This is a genomic window from Inquilinus limosus, assembly GCF_002195995.1.
In the GTDB taxonomy this organism is placed as follows: domain Bacteria; phylum Pseudomonadota; class Alphaproteobacteria; order DSM-16000; family Inquilinaceae; genus Inquilinus; species Inquilinus limosus_C.
The window spans coordinates 1-13,213 of record NZ_NHON01000028.1; the positions used below are offsets into that span (position 1 = coordinate 1).

A 13,213-nucleotide genomic window follows, 5' to 3' on the forward strand; every position below is an offset into this window, starting at 1 on the left:
GGAAGATGCGGCCGCGGCGCCAAGCTACCCCACGGGCTGCAAACCAAGGGGGATACGGGCTCACGACCGCGATGCGGTGCCGGGCATTGCCCGGCACCGCATCTCCACCATCCTCGCAGATCTTCAACACACAAGGGGGAGGGGGTTTCCCCAGCCCGATCTGATCGCGAAAGCCTGCGGACCGGTCTCGACCGCGAGTGCGTTCCCAACCATTCGCGCGCAGACGCGCGCAGCCCCTCCCCCTACCCCCCTCCCGCAAGGGGAGGGGGGACTTGAATAGAGTGGGCCGACGGATGCAGCTCGGGCCGGTAGCCGGCGGCGAGGACGGCGAGGCTGGGCAGCGGCGTCAGCAGGCCGACCTTGCCTAAGGGTAGCGTCCGGCCCTCGCCATAGCCTGACGGCGACCAGCGGCGCAGGCCGCCGCCCAGCACCAGCCAGGCGCCGCCGGGATCGTCGGGCAGCGCCACCATCGCCCCGTCCGGCAGACCCGCCGCCGGGTGCGGCACCACGCGCTGGCGGCGGGTGGCGGCGTCGATGCGGGCGGGGTGCAGCACGGCGTCCATTGCCTCGGCCCGCGGGGCCACCTCCAGGCCCTGCGCCGTCATCCAGGCGGCGCGCCAGGCATTGTAGGCCTCGCGCCGGCATTCGGCGCAGGGGCGGTGGCCGGCGGCGATCGCCACCGCCTCGTCCAGGAAGAACAGATGGGTCCAGCGGTTCGGCTGCATCACCGGCCGCCAGCGGCCCTTGAAGGACAGCCGGCAGCAGATCCAGCGCGTGGTCGACCAGGGCCGGCGGATCCGCCCCGCCGGGTCGTGGATGACGCCGCGATTGCCCAGCATCGTGCCGCGGGCAGGGTCGGCGACGATCTCGCCGAAGGGCGTGACGCGGTTGCGATGGGCCATGCGGCATCATGGCATGGCGGCCATGCCCTGCCATCGGCTTGCGACTATACCGACCAGTCGGTATAGTAACCCTTATGAGCATGCCCGACACCAAGACCCGGATCCTGACCGCCGCCGAGCAGGTGGTGCTGGAGCGCGGCGTCCCGGCCCTGACGCTGGACGCAGTGGCCGAGGCCGCCGGCCTGAGCAAGGGCGGGCTGATCTACCACTTCGAGAGCAAGGAGGCGCTGATCCGCGCCATGATCGCCCGGATCGGCGCCTGCATGCAGGAGCGGATGGACCGGCTGACCGCCGCGGATGCGCAGCCGGGCGCGCTGACCCGAGCCTATCTCGGCGCCGCCTTCCCGCCGCCCGGCACGCCGGACGACCGGGACGCGATGCGGGAGGCGGCGCTGATCGCCGCCCTGGGCTACGACGCTTCGCTGCTGGCGCCCTATGCCGCGCAATATGCCGGCTGGGTCGACCGGCAGAAGGCGGACGGGATCGACCCGGTGCTGGCCGCCATCGTCCGGCTGGCGGCGGACGGGCTGTGGCTGAACGAGGTGTTCGGCATCCGCGCCGTCGCCCCGGAAGACCGGGCGGCGGTGCTGCGGCGCCTGGCCGAAATGACGCACGGCGCCTGACCTTCAATCCTGAGGAGTTGCTGTCATGGCTTGGGTGATCCTGATCATCGCCGGGCTGTTCGAGATCGGCTGGGCGGTCGGCCTGAAATACACCGAGGGCTTCTCGCGCCTGTGGCCGAGCGTGGCGACCGCGGCGGCGATGATCGTCAGCCTGCTGCTGCTGGGCCTGGCGCTGAAGGACCTGCCGATCGGCACCGCCTATGCGGTCTGGACCGGCGTCGGCGCGGTCGGCACCGCGATCCTCGGCATCTGGCTGTTCGGCGACCCGGCCAATTTCGCCCGGCTGGCCTGCATCGGCCTGATCGTGGCTGGCATCGTCGGGCTGAAGCTGGTGACGCCGCACTGAGCTGCCCCCGTCCCTCCTTACCGTCATGGCGAGCCCCGAAGGGGCGTGGCCATCCAGGGGCCGGTTCGCATTGGCCCCTGGATGGCCACGGCGCTGCGCGCCTCGCCATGACGGAAGGGGGAGCCCTTAAACCCCGTCTGAGCGAGTCCGCGCCATGACCTGGATCCTGCTGTTCGGCGCCATCGCCTTCGAGGTCGCCGGCACCGTCTGCATGAAGCTGTCCGACGGCTTCCGCAACCCGCTGCCCTCGGTGCTGATCTTCGTGTTCTACGCCGCGGCCTTCGGCTGCCTGACGCTGACTCTGAAACGCATGGACCTCAGCCTGGCCTATGCGATCTGGGCCGGAATCGGCACCGTCCTGACCGTGACCATCGGCGTGCTGTGGTTCCAGGAGGCGATGACCACGCTGAAGCTGGCCTCGGCCGCCCTGGTGATCGCCGGGGTGGTCGGCATGAACCTCGGCGGCGCTCACTGAGGGCTGGCAATCCGGCGTCGGCTGGGCTCAACTGGCGCCGTTTCAGCCGCGCCATATCAGGGTTGCCCGCATGCAGGACATTTCCATCGCCGGCCGCAGGATCGGCCCCGACCACCCGCCCTATGTGATCTGCGAGCTGTCGGGCAACCACAATGGCGATCTGGCCCGCGCGCTCAGGATGATGGAGGCGGCCAAGGCCACCGGCGCCGATGCGGTCAAGCTGCAGACCTACACCGCCGACACCATCACCCTGGACCATGACGGCGACCAGTTCCGGATCAAGGGCGGGCTGTGGGACGGCCAGCGCCTGTACGATCTGTACCAGGAGGCGTCGACCCCCTGGGACTGGCACGAGGCGCTGTTCGCCAAGGGGCGCGAGCTCGGCATCACCGTCTTCTCCAGCCCCTTCGACAAGACCGCGGTCGACCTGCTGGAGGGGCTGGGCGCCCCGGCCTACAAGGTCGCGTCCTTCGAGGTCGTCGACCTGCCACTGGTCGAGTACATCGCCAGCAAGAAGAAGCCGATGATCATCTCCACCGGCCTGGCCAATCTCGGCGAGATCCAGGAGGTGATCGACACGGCGCGCAAGGGCGGCGCCGACGGGCTGGTGGTGCTGCACTGCATCAGCGCCTATCCGGCGCCGATGGAGGACGCCAATCTGCGCACCATCCCCAACCTGGCCGAGACCTTCGGCGTGATCAGCGGCCTGTCCGACCACACCATGGGCACCACCGCCTCGGTCGCCGCGGTGGCGCTGGGCGGGTCGGTGATCGAGAAGCACTTCACCCTGGCCCGCGCCGATGGCGGCCCTGATTCCGCCTTCTCGCTGGAGCCGGCGGAGTTCACCCGGCTGGTCGAGGACTGCAAGGGCGCCTGGGCGGCGCTGGGTCGCATCCGCTACGACCTGAAGGGGTCGGAGGCCGGCAACATCGTCTATCGCCGCTCGCTCTACGTCACCGCGGACGTCAAGGCCGGCGAGACTCTGACCGAGGCCAATGTCCGGTCGATCCGCCCGGGCTACGGCCTGGCGCCGAAGCACCTGCCCGAGGTGCTGGGCCGCCGCGCCGCCCGCGACCTGTCCCGCGGCGAGCCCTTCGCCTGGGCGATGGTGGAATGATACCCGCCTAGGGCCCGGCCCTTACCCCTCCTGTCATTGCCGGGCTTGACCCGGCAATCCAGGGGCCACTCAGCGCGGCATCGGCATTTCCTGGATGCCCGGGTCAAGCCCGGGCATGACAACAGGGTGAGGCGCGGTCGGTCCCGGACGTCCTAAGTCGGACCTATCCATCCTGTCCGCCTTGGGCAACACTGCCGCGGCATCCCGAAAGGGAAGAGCCACAAACAGGGCAGGGAAGCGCATGTCCGTCGTCGCGGTGCTCGATGTCGGCAAGACCAATCTGAAGCTTCTGGCGGTGACGCCGGAGGGCGCGGTGCTGGAGGCGGTGCGAACCCGCAACCTGTCGCGGCCCGGCCCGCCCTACCTGCATGTCGACCTGGCCGCGATCGAGGCCTGGCTGCTCGGCGCGCTGGGCGAGCTGGCCCGGCGCCATCGCCTGGCCGCCTTCGTCGCCACCGGCTACGGCACCAGCGGCGTGCTGGTCGACGAGGCCGGCCCGGCACTGCCGATGATGGATTACGAGGCCGAAGCGCCCGGCTGGCTGGACGAGGCCTATGCCGCCGAGGGGCCGGGCTTCGCCGAGACCGGCTGCCTGGTCGACCCCGGCGCGCATCGCCTGGCCAAGCAGATGCTGTGGCTGGAGCGCGACTTCCCCGACGGCTTCGCCCGCGCCCGCTGGCTGCTGACCCTGCCGCAATACTTCGCCTGGCGCCTCGGCGGCGTGCCGGCCAGCGAGATCACCACCCTGGCCGCCCAGACCCATCTGTGGAACCCGGCGGCGGGCGACTTCACCGGCATCGTCCGGCACCGCCTCTGGGACCGGCTGATCCCGCCGCGCCGCAACGCCTGGGACGTGCTGGGCACGATCCGGCCCGGCCTGGCCGCCGCGCACGGCCTGCCGCCGGACCTCGCCCTGCTGTGCGGCGTGCATGACAGCAACGCCAACTACCACCGCTTCCTGGCCGCCGGCCTCGGCGACGTGCCGCTGCTGTCCACCGGCACCTGGATCATCGGCTTCCGCCCCGGCCTGACGCTGGACCGGCTGGATCCGCGGCGCGGCATGGTCGCCAATGTCGATGTCGACGGCCGGCCGATCGGCTGCACCCTGCATATGGGCGGGCGGGAGTGGGATCGGATCGCCGGCCCGGATCCGGCCGCAGCCACGCCCGCCGACCTGGCCGCCCTGGTCGCTGCCGGCACCATGGCGCTGCCCGGCTTCGCCGAGGGCGACGGGCTGTTCCCCGGCCGGGCCGGCCGCGGCGAGATCATCGGGCCGCCGCCCACAGGCCCCGCCGGCCGCGCCGCGCTGGCGACCCTCTACACCGCGCTGGGCTGCGCCGCGGCGCTGGACCTGCTGCAGGCGCGCGGCCGGGTGATCGTCGATGGCGGCATCGCGGCCAACCCGCTCTTCGCGCCGCTGCTGGCGGCGCTGCGGCCGGGCGACCGGGTCGAGACCTCCACGGAATCCGACGGCAGCGCCATCGGCGCGGCGCTGCTCTGGGCCCGCAACCGGGGCCGTGCCGCCGCCCGGGTGCCGCTGCAGCCGGCCGCGCCGCTGGCCCTGCCCGGCCTCGCCGCCTATGCCGGGCGCTGGCAGCGCCTCGCTGGCGCGCCGGCCGTCCCGGCGGTATAGATCAGACCTATCCGCCGCCCATCAACCAGCCCGACCGAGGAAGCCCCATGTCCGCCCTCACCCATCTCGCCCTGCGGCAAGGCATCATCGACACCTGCCGCGAGATGAACGCCAGCGGGCTGAACCAGGGCACCTCCGGCAACGTGTCGCACCGGATCGAGGGCGGCATGCTGATCACCCCGACCAGCCTGCCCTATGCCCAGATGCAGCCCGAGGACATCGTCGAGATGTCCTTCGACGCCAGCTATGACGGGCGCCGCCTGCCCTCCTCCGAATGGCGCTTCCACCGCGACATCCTGAAGAACCGCACCGACGTCAACGTCGTGCTGCACACCCATTCGGTGTTCTCGACCACGCTGGCGGTGCATGAGAAGGGCATCCCCTGCTTCCACTACATGGTGGCGGTGGCCGGCGGCACCGACATCCGCTGCTCGCCCTATGCCTGCTTCGGCACGCAGGAGCTGTCGGACCATGCGCTGAAGGCGCTGGAGGGCCGCACCGCCTGCCTCTTGGGCCATCACGGGCTGATCGTGCTGGCCGAGAGCTTCGCCCAGGCGATGTGGCGCGCGGTCGAGGTCGAGGTTCTGGCCAAGATGTATGTCCACGCCTTGGCGATCGGCGAGCCGCCGCGGCTGACCGAATCCCAGATGGCGCAGGTGATCGAGCAGATGCGGCGGATGAGCTACGGCCAGGCGCCGGACATCGACGGCGTGAGCGACACGCCGCGCCCGCGCAGCGCGGCCTGAGGAACCGTTCTCGATCGTCATGAGAGCGCTTGCCGCCGCGGCCTGCCTGGCCGCGCTGATCCCCGCATTCGCCCGGGCGGCCGAGGCGCCGTCGTTCGACGTGCAGGTGATCGCCGCCCGGACCGGTCCGAAGGCCGATGTCGTGCTGGTGCTGATGGTCACCGGCAACGGCCTGGACTCCAGCGCCCTGCCGGCCGATGCCGACCGCTGCGACGGCACCGGCTATGCCCGCACCGACGACCCGCAGGAGACCGGTTGCTACAGGATCGCAGCCACCGAGAACGGCAAGCCGATCGGCCGCGTCTCCTATGACCTGATGCTCAACCACGGCAGCACCGCCTATCTGTTGCTGAGCTACCGCAGCCCGGCCGATCCGAAATCGGCCCGTGCGCTGCGGCTCGACCTCTCCTTCAAGCTCTGGGACGACGTCGTCCGCAACCGCGCCCCGGAGACGGCGATCGACCTGGCCAAGGCGCCGGGCTTCGACGACCCGGACAACCCCTGGGCGCCGCTCTACGCCTTCCAGGACCGGCGGCTGAACGAGGTCTATGACGCGCTGACCGCCAAGGTCGCGGCGGGCGAGGCGCGCGAGCTGCTGGTCCAGGCCGAGCGGGACTGGATCGCGCTGAAGGACGCCGATTGCAAGGCGCCCCTCGAGGCGACTCCGGCGGCGGAGGACTGGTGCCGGACGCTGCGCACCATCGACCGGATCGACCAGCTGGCGGAGTTCCAGCGCGGCCTGGCCGGGGCGACGCCATGAGAAGGATCGCGGTCTTGCTGGCGGCGCTCCTCCTCCCCGTCCTGCCGGCGCGGGCGGAGCAGGTGCTGTCGCTGGAGGTGCTGTCGGCGCGGCTGGCGCCCGGCCAGACCGATGTGCTGCTGCGCCTGATCGACGAGAGCGGCATCGACGTGCTGCGGCCCGAGGGTCGGTGCGACAGCACCCAGCCCGGGGCCGGCGAGGCGTCGAGCGGCTGCTACGCCGTGACCGTGGTCGAGAACGGCGCCCCGGTGCCGCGCGTCGCCACCCGCATCCTGGAGACCCGCGGTTCCGACGGCTTCCTGCTGCTGAGCTGGCCGTCGACGGCGACCGGCGAGCGCCGGGCCAGCCTGCGGATCGAGTATAACGGCTTCACCAATCACGACCCGGAGACCGAGCTGGCGCTGGCCGAGGGCGATGGCGGCGCGCTGGACCCGCAGGACCCGTTCGCCACCCTGCACCGCCTCTATGCCGGCAGGCTCGAGGCCTTCGCCGCCGGGCTGGCGGGCAGCCCGCCGGACGGGGTCGCCGATACCGGCCGCTGGCGCGACGCCTTCCTGGCGGCGCAGCAGGCCTGGTCCCGCTTCGCCGAGAGCGACTGCGCCGCGGCCGCCGCGCTGCTGGGCGAGGCCGCGCGCAGCCGCTGCCAGGCCGACCGGGCGATGCAGCGGATCGACCAGCTGGACGGCAGCTACGCGCCGGAGTGACGGCGGTGGCCTCTTGAGATCGGCCCACGGCCCCTTTCCCGCCATTGCGAGCGCAGCGAAGCAATCCAGGAGCCGGTGCGCACCGGCCCCTGGATTGCTTCGTCGGCTTCGCCTCCTCGCAATGACGGCGAGGGGATGGCCGTTGTGAAAAGGTCCCGCCAGGCGGGCGAGGCGGCGCGAGGACGCTCGCCGTCTAAACTCACAACCGCAGCGGGACCGCATCAAAAGCTCTACTTCCCGCCGCAATTAAGGAACATTGTCCGGCTTCAGACCCTTATCTCGGTTCCGCATCCGCGACCGTGAGACTGGAGGAAAAACATGCGTTCCATCCGCCTGCCCCAGGCCGTCACCGCCGCCGTGCTGCTGCTGGCCGGCCCGGCTTCAGCCCAGGACATGCAGGATCTGCTGGGCCAGGCCGGCAAGGCCCTCGACCAGGCCGGCCGGCAGGTGCAGCAGGGCTATGAGGACACCGCCAAGGCGATCGACGAGGCCATCGCCAACCCGGAGGACCCGACCCACGGCTCGCTGGCGACCCGGCTGATCCGGTCCGACGTACTCGATTCGGCACAGCGCCCGATCGGCGAGATCGCCGATTTCGTGATCGCCCCGAACGGCCAGGTGCTGCTGGCGATCATCCGCATCGGCGGCACGCTGGGCGTCGGCGGCCGGCTGGTCGCGGCCGAGTACGGCCAGCTGGAGCCGGTGCTGGTCAAGCGCCGCCCCGCCTTCGTCTACCGGGGCGATCTCGGCGCGCTGCCGGACTACAAGGTCGCCACCGGGAACTGACCCGTCCAATTCACACATCGCTGAAGTGAGTCTTTTCCAGTCCCCCCTCCCGCAAGGGGAGGGGGGACTCAGGAAGAGTCGTCCGAAGCCCCAGATGACAGCCGTCAAAAATTAGGCATTCCCTAAAGGGAGGCTGCCGCTCTAGCTTGCGCATCATCCTCGCCGATGCCGGACCCGTGGTCCGGGCCCGGCGTGAAGCGCGCGGGCACGAACGATGCTGGACGTCCTGCTGATCCCGGTCCTGATCCTGGCGGCGCTCGGGTGCCTGTACCTGGCCGCCGCCATCCTGCTGACCGGTCGCCATGCGAGGCGGCGCCCGCCGGAGCCCGGCAGCTTTCCGTCGATCACCGTGATCAAGCCGCTGCATGGCGTCGAGCCCGGGCTGTTCGAGAACCTCGCCTCCTTCTGCCGCCAGGACTATCCCGGCCCGGTGCAGATCCTGCTGGGCGTGGCCGACCCGCGCGATCCGGCGATCGCGGTGGTCGAGCAGGTGCGCGCCGCCTTCCCGCAGGCGGTGCTGGAGCTGGTGGTCGATGCCCGCCGGCACGGCAGCAACCGCAAGGTCTCGAACCTGATCAACATGGCGGAGCGGATCCGCCACGACGTGGTGGTCTTCTCCGACAGCGACGTGCGGGTGCCGGCCGACCATCTGCGGCAGATGGTGGCGGAGCTGCAGGCGCCGGGCGTCGGCTGCGTCACCTGCCTCTATCACGGCGTGCCGACCGGCGGCGTATGGTCGCGGCTGATCGGCCTGGGCATGGACACGCATTTCACGCCCAGCGTGATCGTCGGCCTCGGCCTGCGCCTGGCGCGGCCCTGCATCGGCACCACCATCGTCATGGGCCGCGACATGCTGGCGGAGATCGGCGGCCTGACCGCCTTCGCCGACCTGCTGGCCGAGGATTACGCCATCGGCGCCGCGGTCTGGGCCGCCGGCCGCAAGGTCGCGGTGTCGACCCAGCTGATCGGCCATCTGTGCAGCGAGGCCTCGGCCGGCTCGATGTGGGCCCATGAGATGCGCTGGGCCCGCACCATCAAGAGCATCGATCCGCTCGGCTATGCCGGGTCGCTGATCACCCATCCCTTTCCGGTGGCGCTGATCGCCTGGGCCCTGGGCGGGGGCCTGCCGGCCCTGGCGCTGGCCGGGCTGGCGCTGGCCCTGCGGATCGGGCTGTGCATCCGCTTCGAACGCGCCTACTCTCTGCCGCCGCGGCCCTACTGGCTGATTCCGGCGCGCGACCTGCTGGCCTTCGCGGTTTTCGTCGTGAGCTATCTCGGCTCCGGCGTGAACTGGCGGGGCCATTTGTATCAACTCGTACCAGACGGCACCTTGGTGACGGATCGGAGGCCACCCTCCCCATGACGATGAAGACGTTGTTCCTGCAGGCGCCGTCCTTCGACGGCTTCGACGGCGGTGCCGGGTCTCGCTACCAGGCCAAGCGCGAGATCAAGTCCTTCTGGTACCCGACCTGGCTGGCCCAGCCGGCGGCGCTGGTCGAGGGCTCGAAGCTGATCGACGGCCCGCCGTCGCGCACCAGCCCGGCCGCGGTCGCCGCGCAGGCCAAGGATTTCGACCTCGCCGTCCTGCACACCTCGACCCCGTCCTTCGCCTCCGACGTCAAGATGATCGAGGCGCTGAAGGCGGTGAACCCGAACCTGAAGGCCGGGCTGGTCGGCGCCAAGGTCGCGGTCGACCCGAATGGCAGCATGGAAGGGTCGCCGCTGATCGACTTCGTCGCCCGCAACGAGTTCGACTTCACCATCAAGGAGGTCGCCGACGGCCGCGACCTGGCGAAGATCGACGGGCTGACATACCGCAATTCCGAGGGGGTGGTGGTCCACAACCCGGAGCGCGCGACGCTCGAGAACATGGATGCGTTGCCCTTCGTCAGCCCGGTCTACCACCGCGACCTGGTGATCGAGGACTATTTCATCGGCTATCTGAAGCACCCGTATCTGTCGATCTACACCGGCCGCGGCTGCAAGTCGCGCTGCACCTTCTGCCTGTGGCCGCAGACCGTGGGCGGGCACCGCTACCGCACCCGCAGCGTCGGCCATGTGATCGACGAGATCCGCTGGGCGAAGCAGACGATGCCGCAGATCCGCGAGTTCTTCTTCGACGACGACACCTTCACCGACGACGCGCCGCGGGCCGAGGCGATCGCCCGCGAGCTCGGCAAGCTCGGCGTCACCTGGTCGTGCAACGCCAAGGCCAACGTGCCGCGCGAGACCCTGAAGGTGATGCGCGACAACGGCCTGCGCCTGCTGCTGGTCGGCTATGAATCCGGCAACCAGCAGATCCTGTTCAACATCAAGAAGGGCATGCGGATCGAGGTCGCGGAGAAGTTCACCAAGGACTGCCACGAGCTCGGGATCCAGATCCACGGCACCTTCATCCTCGGCCTGCCGGGCGAGACCAAGGAGACGATCCAGGAGACCATCCGCTTCGCCACCCGGATCAACCCGCACACCATCCAGGTGTCGCTGGCCGCCCCCTATCCGGGCACCTTCCTGTACAATCAGGCGGTGGAGAATGGCTGGCTGGACGCGGACCATGCCGAGCTGGTGGACGAGAAGGGCGTGCAGATCGCGCCGCTGCACTACCCGCATCTGAGCCATGGCGAGATCTTCCACTCGGTGGAGGATTTCTACCGGCGCTTCTACTTCCGCGCCCCGAAGATCGCCTCGATCGTCGGCGAGATGGTGCGCAGCCCGGAGATGATGAAGCGCCGCCTGCGCGAGGGCGTGGAGTTCTTCCGCTTCCTCAAGGAGCGCAAGGCCGCCTGAGCCCGGCGGATACCGGCATCGATGGCGCAGAGGCCCCGGACACGCGTCCGGGGCCTTTGTCTTGAGGGGGCTCAGCCCTGCCGGACGACGGCGCCGATCGCGTTGACCAGCAGGCGCGCCGCCGTGAGGGCCGACAGGCCGCCGACATCCGCGGGCGGATAGAGCTCGACCAGGTCGAAGCCGGCGATCCGCGCCCGCCGGCCGAGGCCGGCGATCAGGTCGATCGCCTGGGTGTAGCTGAGGCCGCCCGGCGTCGGGGCCGCCACGCCGGGCATGATGCCGGGGTCGAGGCCGTCGCAATCCAGGGTGACGACGACCTGCGCCCCCTCCGGAATGTGCCGCAGCGCCGCGTCGGCGCCATGGGCGTGGACCTCGCGGGCGGTCACGAAGCGGCTGCCGTAACGCCGAGCCGCCTCGATCTCCTCCGCCCGCGCGCTGCCGACCGCGCGCAGGCCGACCTGCACCATCCCGGCGACATACGCCATCTCGCTGGCGCGGCGCATCGGGCTGGAATAGCCGTTCGCCATGCCGCTCGTCGCGCCAGTCGATATGGGCGTCGATCTGCAGGATCCAGACCGGCCCGTGGCCGGCAAAGCCCGCCAGGAAGGGGATGACGACCGAATCGTCGCCGCCCAGCAGCATCGGCACGGCGCCCGACGCCAGCACCTGGCGCGTCTGCTCCTCGATCCGGGCCCGGTTCCCGGCGTTGTCGCGCATCGCGGTCGGGATGGTGCCGATATCGATGCAGCAGGCCGGCCCGCCGTCGAACAGCGGGCCGCCGAGATCGAAGTCCCAATGCGCGACAAGGTCGGCATCGTCCTGGCTGGCGGCGCGGATGGCGTCGGGCGCCAGGGCGTGGCCGCTGCTGTCCGCGCCGGGATAGGTGGTGCCATGCCCGGCCCCGAAGATCACGATCCCGGGGCCGCGGTCGCCGGCGAGGCGGGCGGGGAAACCCAGGAAGCCGGGCGCGGCGGTCATGGCGCCCCGGTGACCCGCCAGATCACGTCGCCGACATCGTCCGCCATCAGCAGCGACTTGCCGTCCGGGCCGACCGTCACCCCGACCGGCCGGCCGTAGGAGACGCGCTCGTCGGGCGACAGGAAGCCAGTCAGGATGTCGCGCACCGGCCCGGCGGGGCGCCCGTCCGCGAACGGCACGAAGACGAGCTTGTAGCCGCTGAGCTTGCTGCGGTTCCAGGATCCGTGCTGGCCGATCGCCATGCCGTCGGGGAAGCCGGGCAGCGTGCCGGCCGGAACCCAGCACAGGCCCAGCGACGCGGTGTGCCCGCCCAGCGCGAAGTCCGGGGTGAGGGCCGAGGCGACCAGCGCCGGGTCCTGCGGCACCCGGTCGTCGACGATCCGGTTCCAGTAGCAATAGGGCCAGCCGTAGAAGCCGCCGTCGCGCACCGAGGTCAGATAGTCGGGCGGCGTCTCGTCGCCCAGCCCGTCGCGCTCGTTCACCACGGTCCAGAGGGCGCCCGTCGTCGGCTCCCACGCCGTGCCGACCGGGTTGCGCAGGCCGGAGGCGAAGATGCGGACCTTGCCGCTGTCGAGGTCCAGCTCATGGATGGCCGCCCGGCCCTCCTCCGCCGCCATCCCCTCGTCGCCGATATTGCTGAGCGAGCCGACGCCGACATAGAGCTTCCGCCCGTCGGGGCTGGCCAGCAGGCTGCGCGTCCAGTGCCCGCCGGGCTTGAACCTTGCCAGCGTCTGCCCCGGCGCGGTGATGCGGGTGTCTCCGCGCGCATAGGGAAAGGCCACCACGCCGTCGGTGTTGCCGACATAGAGCGTGTCGCCGAGCTGCGCCATGCCGAAGGGCTGGTTCAGCCCGCCGAGGAACACCTCGCGGGTCTCGGCGACGCCGTCGCCATCGGCATCGCGCAGCAGGGTGATGCGGTTCGGGCTGTCCCCCACCGCGGCGGCCCGCTTCATCGTGCTGACCATGGCGTAGTCGAAGACGGAGCGGATGCCCCCCGGCACGCTCAGCGCCTCGGCCACCAGCACGTCACGATTCGGCAGCACGTGGATCCAGCGCGGATGCTTCAGGCCGGGCGCGAAGGCGTTGACCCGCAGCCCTGGTGCGGCGACAGGCGTCTGCCCCGCGGCCCATCCCTTCGCGGTCGGCATCTTCAGGGTCGGGATGCTGCCCTGCGGCTTCGCCGCCGGGATCGCCGGCGCGCTGCCGAAGGCGGGCGCCTGCGGGCCGTCGTTCCGGTGCCGCACAAAGACCGCCCCGGCGCCGACCAGCGCGACCACCCGGGCGAAGATGCCGGACAAGCTCATTGCGTTCCCCACAGGCTTGGACATGAGCGACACGAAGCGCCCGGAGGTCGCA

The 13,213-nt window shown here is 70.8% G+C and carries 13 protein-coding genes and 1 pseudogene; 11 read left to right on the forward strand and 3 right to left on the reverse strand.

The window, feature by feature from the left end:
- Positions 1-242: 242 nt before the first annotated feature.
- Complete coding sequence (locus BWR60_RS15895) at positions 243-902, reverse strand: hypothetical protein (protein ID WP_088152002.1); 660 nt, start codon at positions 900-902, stop codon at positions 243-245.
- A gap of 80 nt (positions 903-982) precedes the next feature.
- On the opposite strand from BWR60_RS15895, the gene BWR60_RS15900 reads away from it, so the two are divergent.
- The 11 genes from BWR60_RS15900 (at position 983) to hpnJ (ending at position 10,879) form a co-directional block, all read left to right on the forward strand.
- Entirely contained in the window at positions 983-1,525 is a 543-nt protein-coding gene (locus tag BWR60_RS15900) for a TetR/AcrR family transcriptional regulator (RefSeq protein ID WP_179221792.1), read from the forward strand.
- 25 nt (positions 1,526-1,550) lie between these two features.
- Positions 1,551-1,871, forward strand: coding sequence for a quaternary ammonium compound efflux SMR transporter SugE (gene sugE, locus BWR60_RS15905; RefSeq protein ID WP_088152004.1), 321 nt, complete (start codon positions 1,551-1,553; stop codon positions 1,869-1,871).
- A gap of 154 nt (positions 1,872-2,025) precedes the next feature.
- Complete coding sequence (locus BWR60_RS15910; protein WP_088152005.1) at positions 2,026-2,346, forward strand: DMT family transporter; 321 nt, start codon at positions 2,026-2,028, stop codon at positions 2,344-2,346.
- A 70-nt stretch (positions 2,347-2,416) separates the two neighbouring features.
- Positions 2,417-3,463: a pseudaminic acid synthase gene (gene pseI / locus BWR60_RS15915; protein ID WP_088152006.1), complete on the forward strand. Its 1,047-nt coding sequence runs from the start codon at positions 2,417-2,419 to the stop codon at positions 3,461-3,463.
- Between the two features lie 241 nt (positions 3,464-3,704).
- Complete coding sequence (locus tag BWR60_RS15920) at positions 3,705-5,096, forward strand: FGGY-family carbohydrate kinase (RefSeq protein WP_088152007.1); 1,392 nt, start codon at positions 3,705-3,707, stop codon at positions 5,094-5,096.
- A 47-nt stretch (positions 5,097-5,143) separates the two neighbouring features.
- Positions 5,144-5,842 (forward strand): class II aldolase/adducin family protein, encoded by a 699-nt coding sequence (locus tag BWR60_RS15925; RefSeq protein WP_088152008.1) that lies wholly within the window; start codon positions 5,144-5,146, stop codon positions 5,840-5,842.
- 19 nt (positions 5,843-5,861) lie between these two features.
- Complete coding sequence (locus tag BWR60_RS15930) at positions 5,862-6,602, forward strand: lysozyme inhibitor LprI family protein (protein ID WP_088152009.1); 741 nt, start codon at positions 5,862-5,864, stop codon at positions 6,600-6,602.
- Positions 6,599-7,306, forward strand: a complete 708-nt coding sequence (locus BWR60_RS15935) for a lysozyme inhibitor LprI family protein (RefSeq protein ID WP_088152010.1) — start codon at positions 6,599-6,601, stop codon at positions 7,304-7,306. Before BWR60_RS15930 ends, BWR60_RS15935 begins: the two co-directional genes overlap by 4 nt.
- A 318-nt stretch (positions 7,307-7,624) precedes the next feature.
- Positions 7,625-8,092 carry a PRC-barrel domain-containing protein gene (locus BWR60_RS15940; protein ID WP_088152011.1) on the forward strand — a complete coding sequence of 156 codons (468 nt, stop codon included), beginning with the start codon at positions 7,625-7,627 and terminating at the stop codon, positions 8,090-8,092.
- Positions 8,093-8,306: 214 nt separating this feature from the next.
- Positions 8,307-9,455 carry a bacteriohopanetetrol glucosamine biosynthesis glycosyltransferase HpnI gene (gene hpnI, locus BWR60_RS15945; protein ID WP_088152012.1) on the forward strand — a complete coding sequence of 383 codons (1,149 nt, stop codon included), beginning with the start codon at positions 8,307-8,309 and terminating at the stop codon, positions 9,453-9,455.
- On the forward strand, positions 9,452-10,879 hold the full coding sequence (hpnJ, locus tag BWR60_RS15950) for a hopanoid biosynthesis associated radical SAM protein HpnJ (RefSeq protein WP_218823523.1): 1,428 nt from the start codon (positions 9,452-9,454) through the stop codon (positions 10,877-10,879). Before hpnI ends, hpnJ begins: the two co-directional genes overlap by 4 nt.
- A 71-nt stretch (positions 10,880-10,950) precedes the next feature.
- Here the strand turns inward: hpnJ and BWR60_RS38980 are convergent.
- Both BWR60_RS38980 and BWR60_RS15960 read right to left on the reverse strand, forming a co-directional pair.
- Positions 10,951-11,857: pseudogene (locus BWR60_RS38980) on the reverse strand (agmatinase).
- Positions 11,854-13,161 carry a PQQ-dependent sugar dehydrogenase gene (locus BWR60_RS15960; protein WP_088152014.1) on the reverse strand — a complete coding sequence of 436 codons (1,308 nt, stop codon included), beginning with the start codon at positions 13,159-13,161 and terminating at the stop codon, positions 11,854-11,856. The pseudogene BWR60_RS38980 and the gene BWR60_RS15960 overlap by 4 nt, the downstream one beginning before the upstream one ends.
- Positions 13,162-13,213: the final 52 nt, after the last annotated feature.

What these genes read in the sequence shown, in the direction of transcription:
- BWR60_RS15895 (WP_088152002.1), bottom strand. Translation starts at nt 902, where the DNA reads ATGGCCCATCGCAACCGCGTCACGCCCTTCGGCGAGATCGTCGCCGAC.
- BWR60_RS15900 (WP_179221792.1), top strand. Translation starts at nt 983, where the DNA reads ATGCCCGACACCAAGACCCGGATCCTGACCGCCGCCGAGCAGGTGGTG.
- sugE (WP_088152004.1), top strand. Translation starts at nt 1,551, where the DNA reads ATGGCTTGGGTGATCCTGATCATCGCCGGGCTGTTCGAGATCGGCTGG.
- BWR60_RS15910 (WP_088152005.1), top strand. Translation starts at nt 2,026, where the DNA reads ATGACCTGGATCCTGCTGTTCGGCGCCATCGCCTTCGAGGTCGCCGGC.
- pseI (WP_088152006.1), top strand. Translation starts at nt 2,417, where the DNA reads ATGCAGGACATTTCCATCGCCGGCCGCAGGATCGGCCCCGACCACCCG.
- BWR60_RS15920 (WP_088152007.1), top strand. Translation starts at nt 3,705, where the DNA reads ATGTCCGTCGTCGCGGTGCTCGATGTCGGCAAGACCAATCTGAAGCTT.
- BWR60_RS15925 (WP_088152008.1), top strand. Translation starts at nt 5,144, where the DNA reads ATGTCCGCCCTCACCCATCTCGCCCTGCGGCAAGGCATCATCGACACC.
- BWR60_RS15930 (WP_088152009.1), top strand. Translation starts at nt 5,862, where the DNA reads ATGAGAGCGCTTGCCGCCGCGGCCTGCCTGGCCGCGCTGATCCCCGCA.
- BWR60_RS15935 (WP_088152010.1), top strand. Translation starts at nt 6,599, where the DNA reads ATGAGAAGGATCGCGGTCTTGCTGGCGGCGCTCCTCCTCCCCGTCCTG.
- BWR60_RS15940 (WP_088152011.1), top strand. Translation starts at nt 7,625, where the DNA reads ATGCGTTCCATCCGCCTGCCCCAGGCCGTCACCGCCGCCGTGCTGCTG.
- hpnI (WP_088152012.1), top strand. Translation starts at nt 8,307, where the DNA reads ATGCTGGACGTCCTGCTGATCCCGGTCCTGATCCTGGCGGCGCTCGGG.
- hpnJ (WP_218823523.1), top strand. Translation starts at nt 9,452, where the DNA reads ATGACGATGAAGACGTTGTTCCTGCAGGCGCCGTCCTTCGACGGCTTC.
- BWR60_RS15960 (WP_088152014.1), bottom strand. Translation starts at nt 13,161, where the DNA reads ATGAGCTTGTCCGGCATCTTCGCCCGGGTGGTCGCGCTGGTCGGCGCC.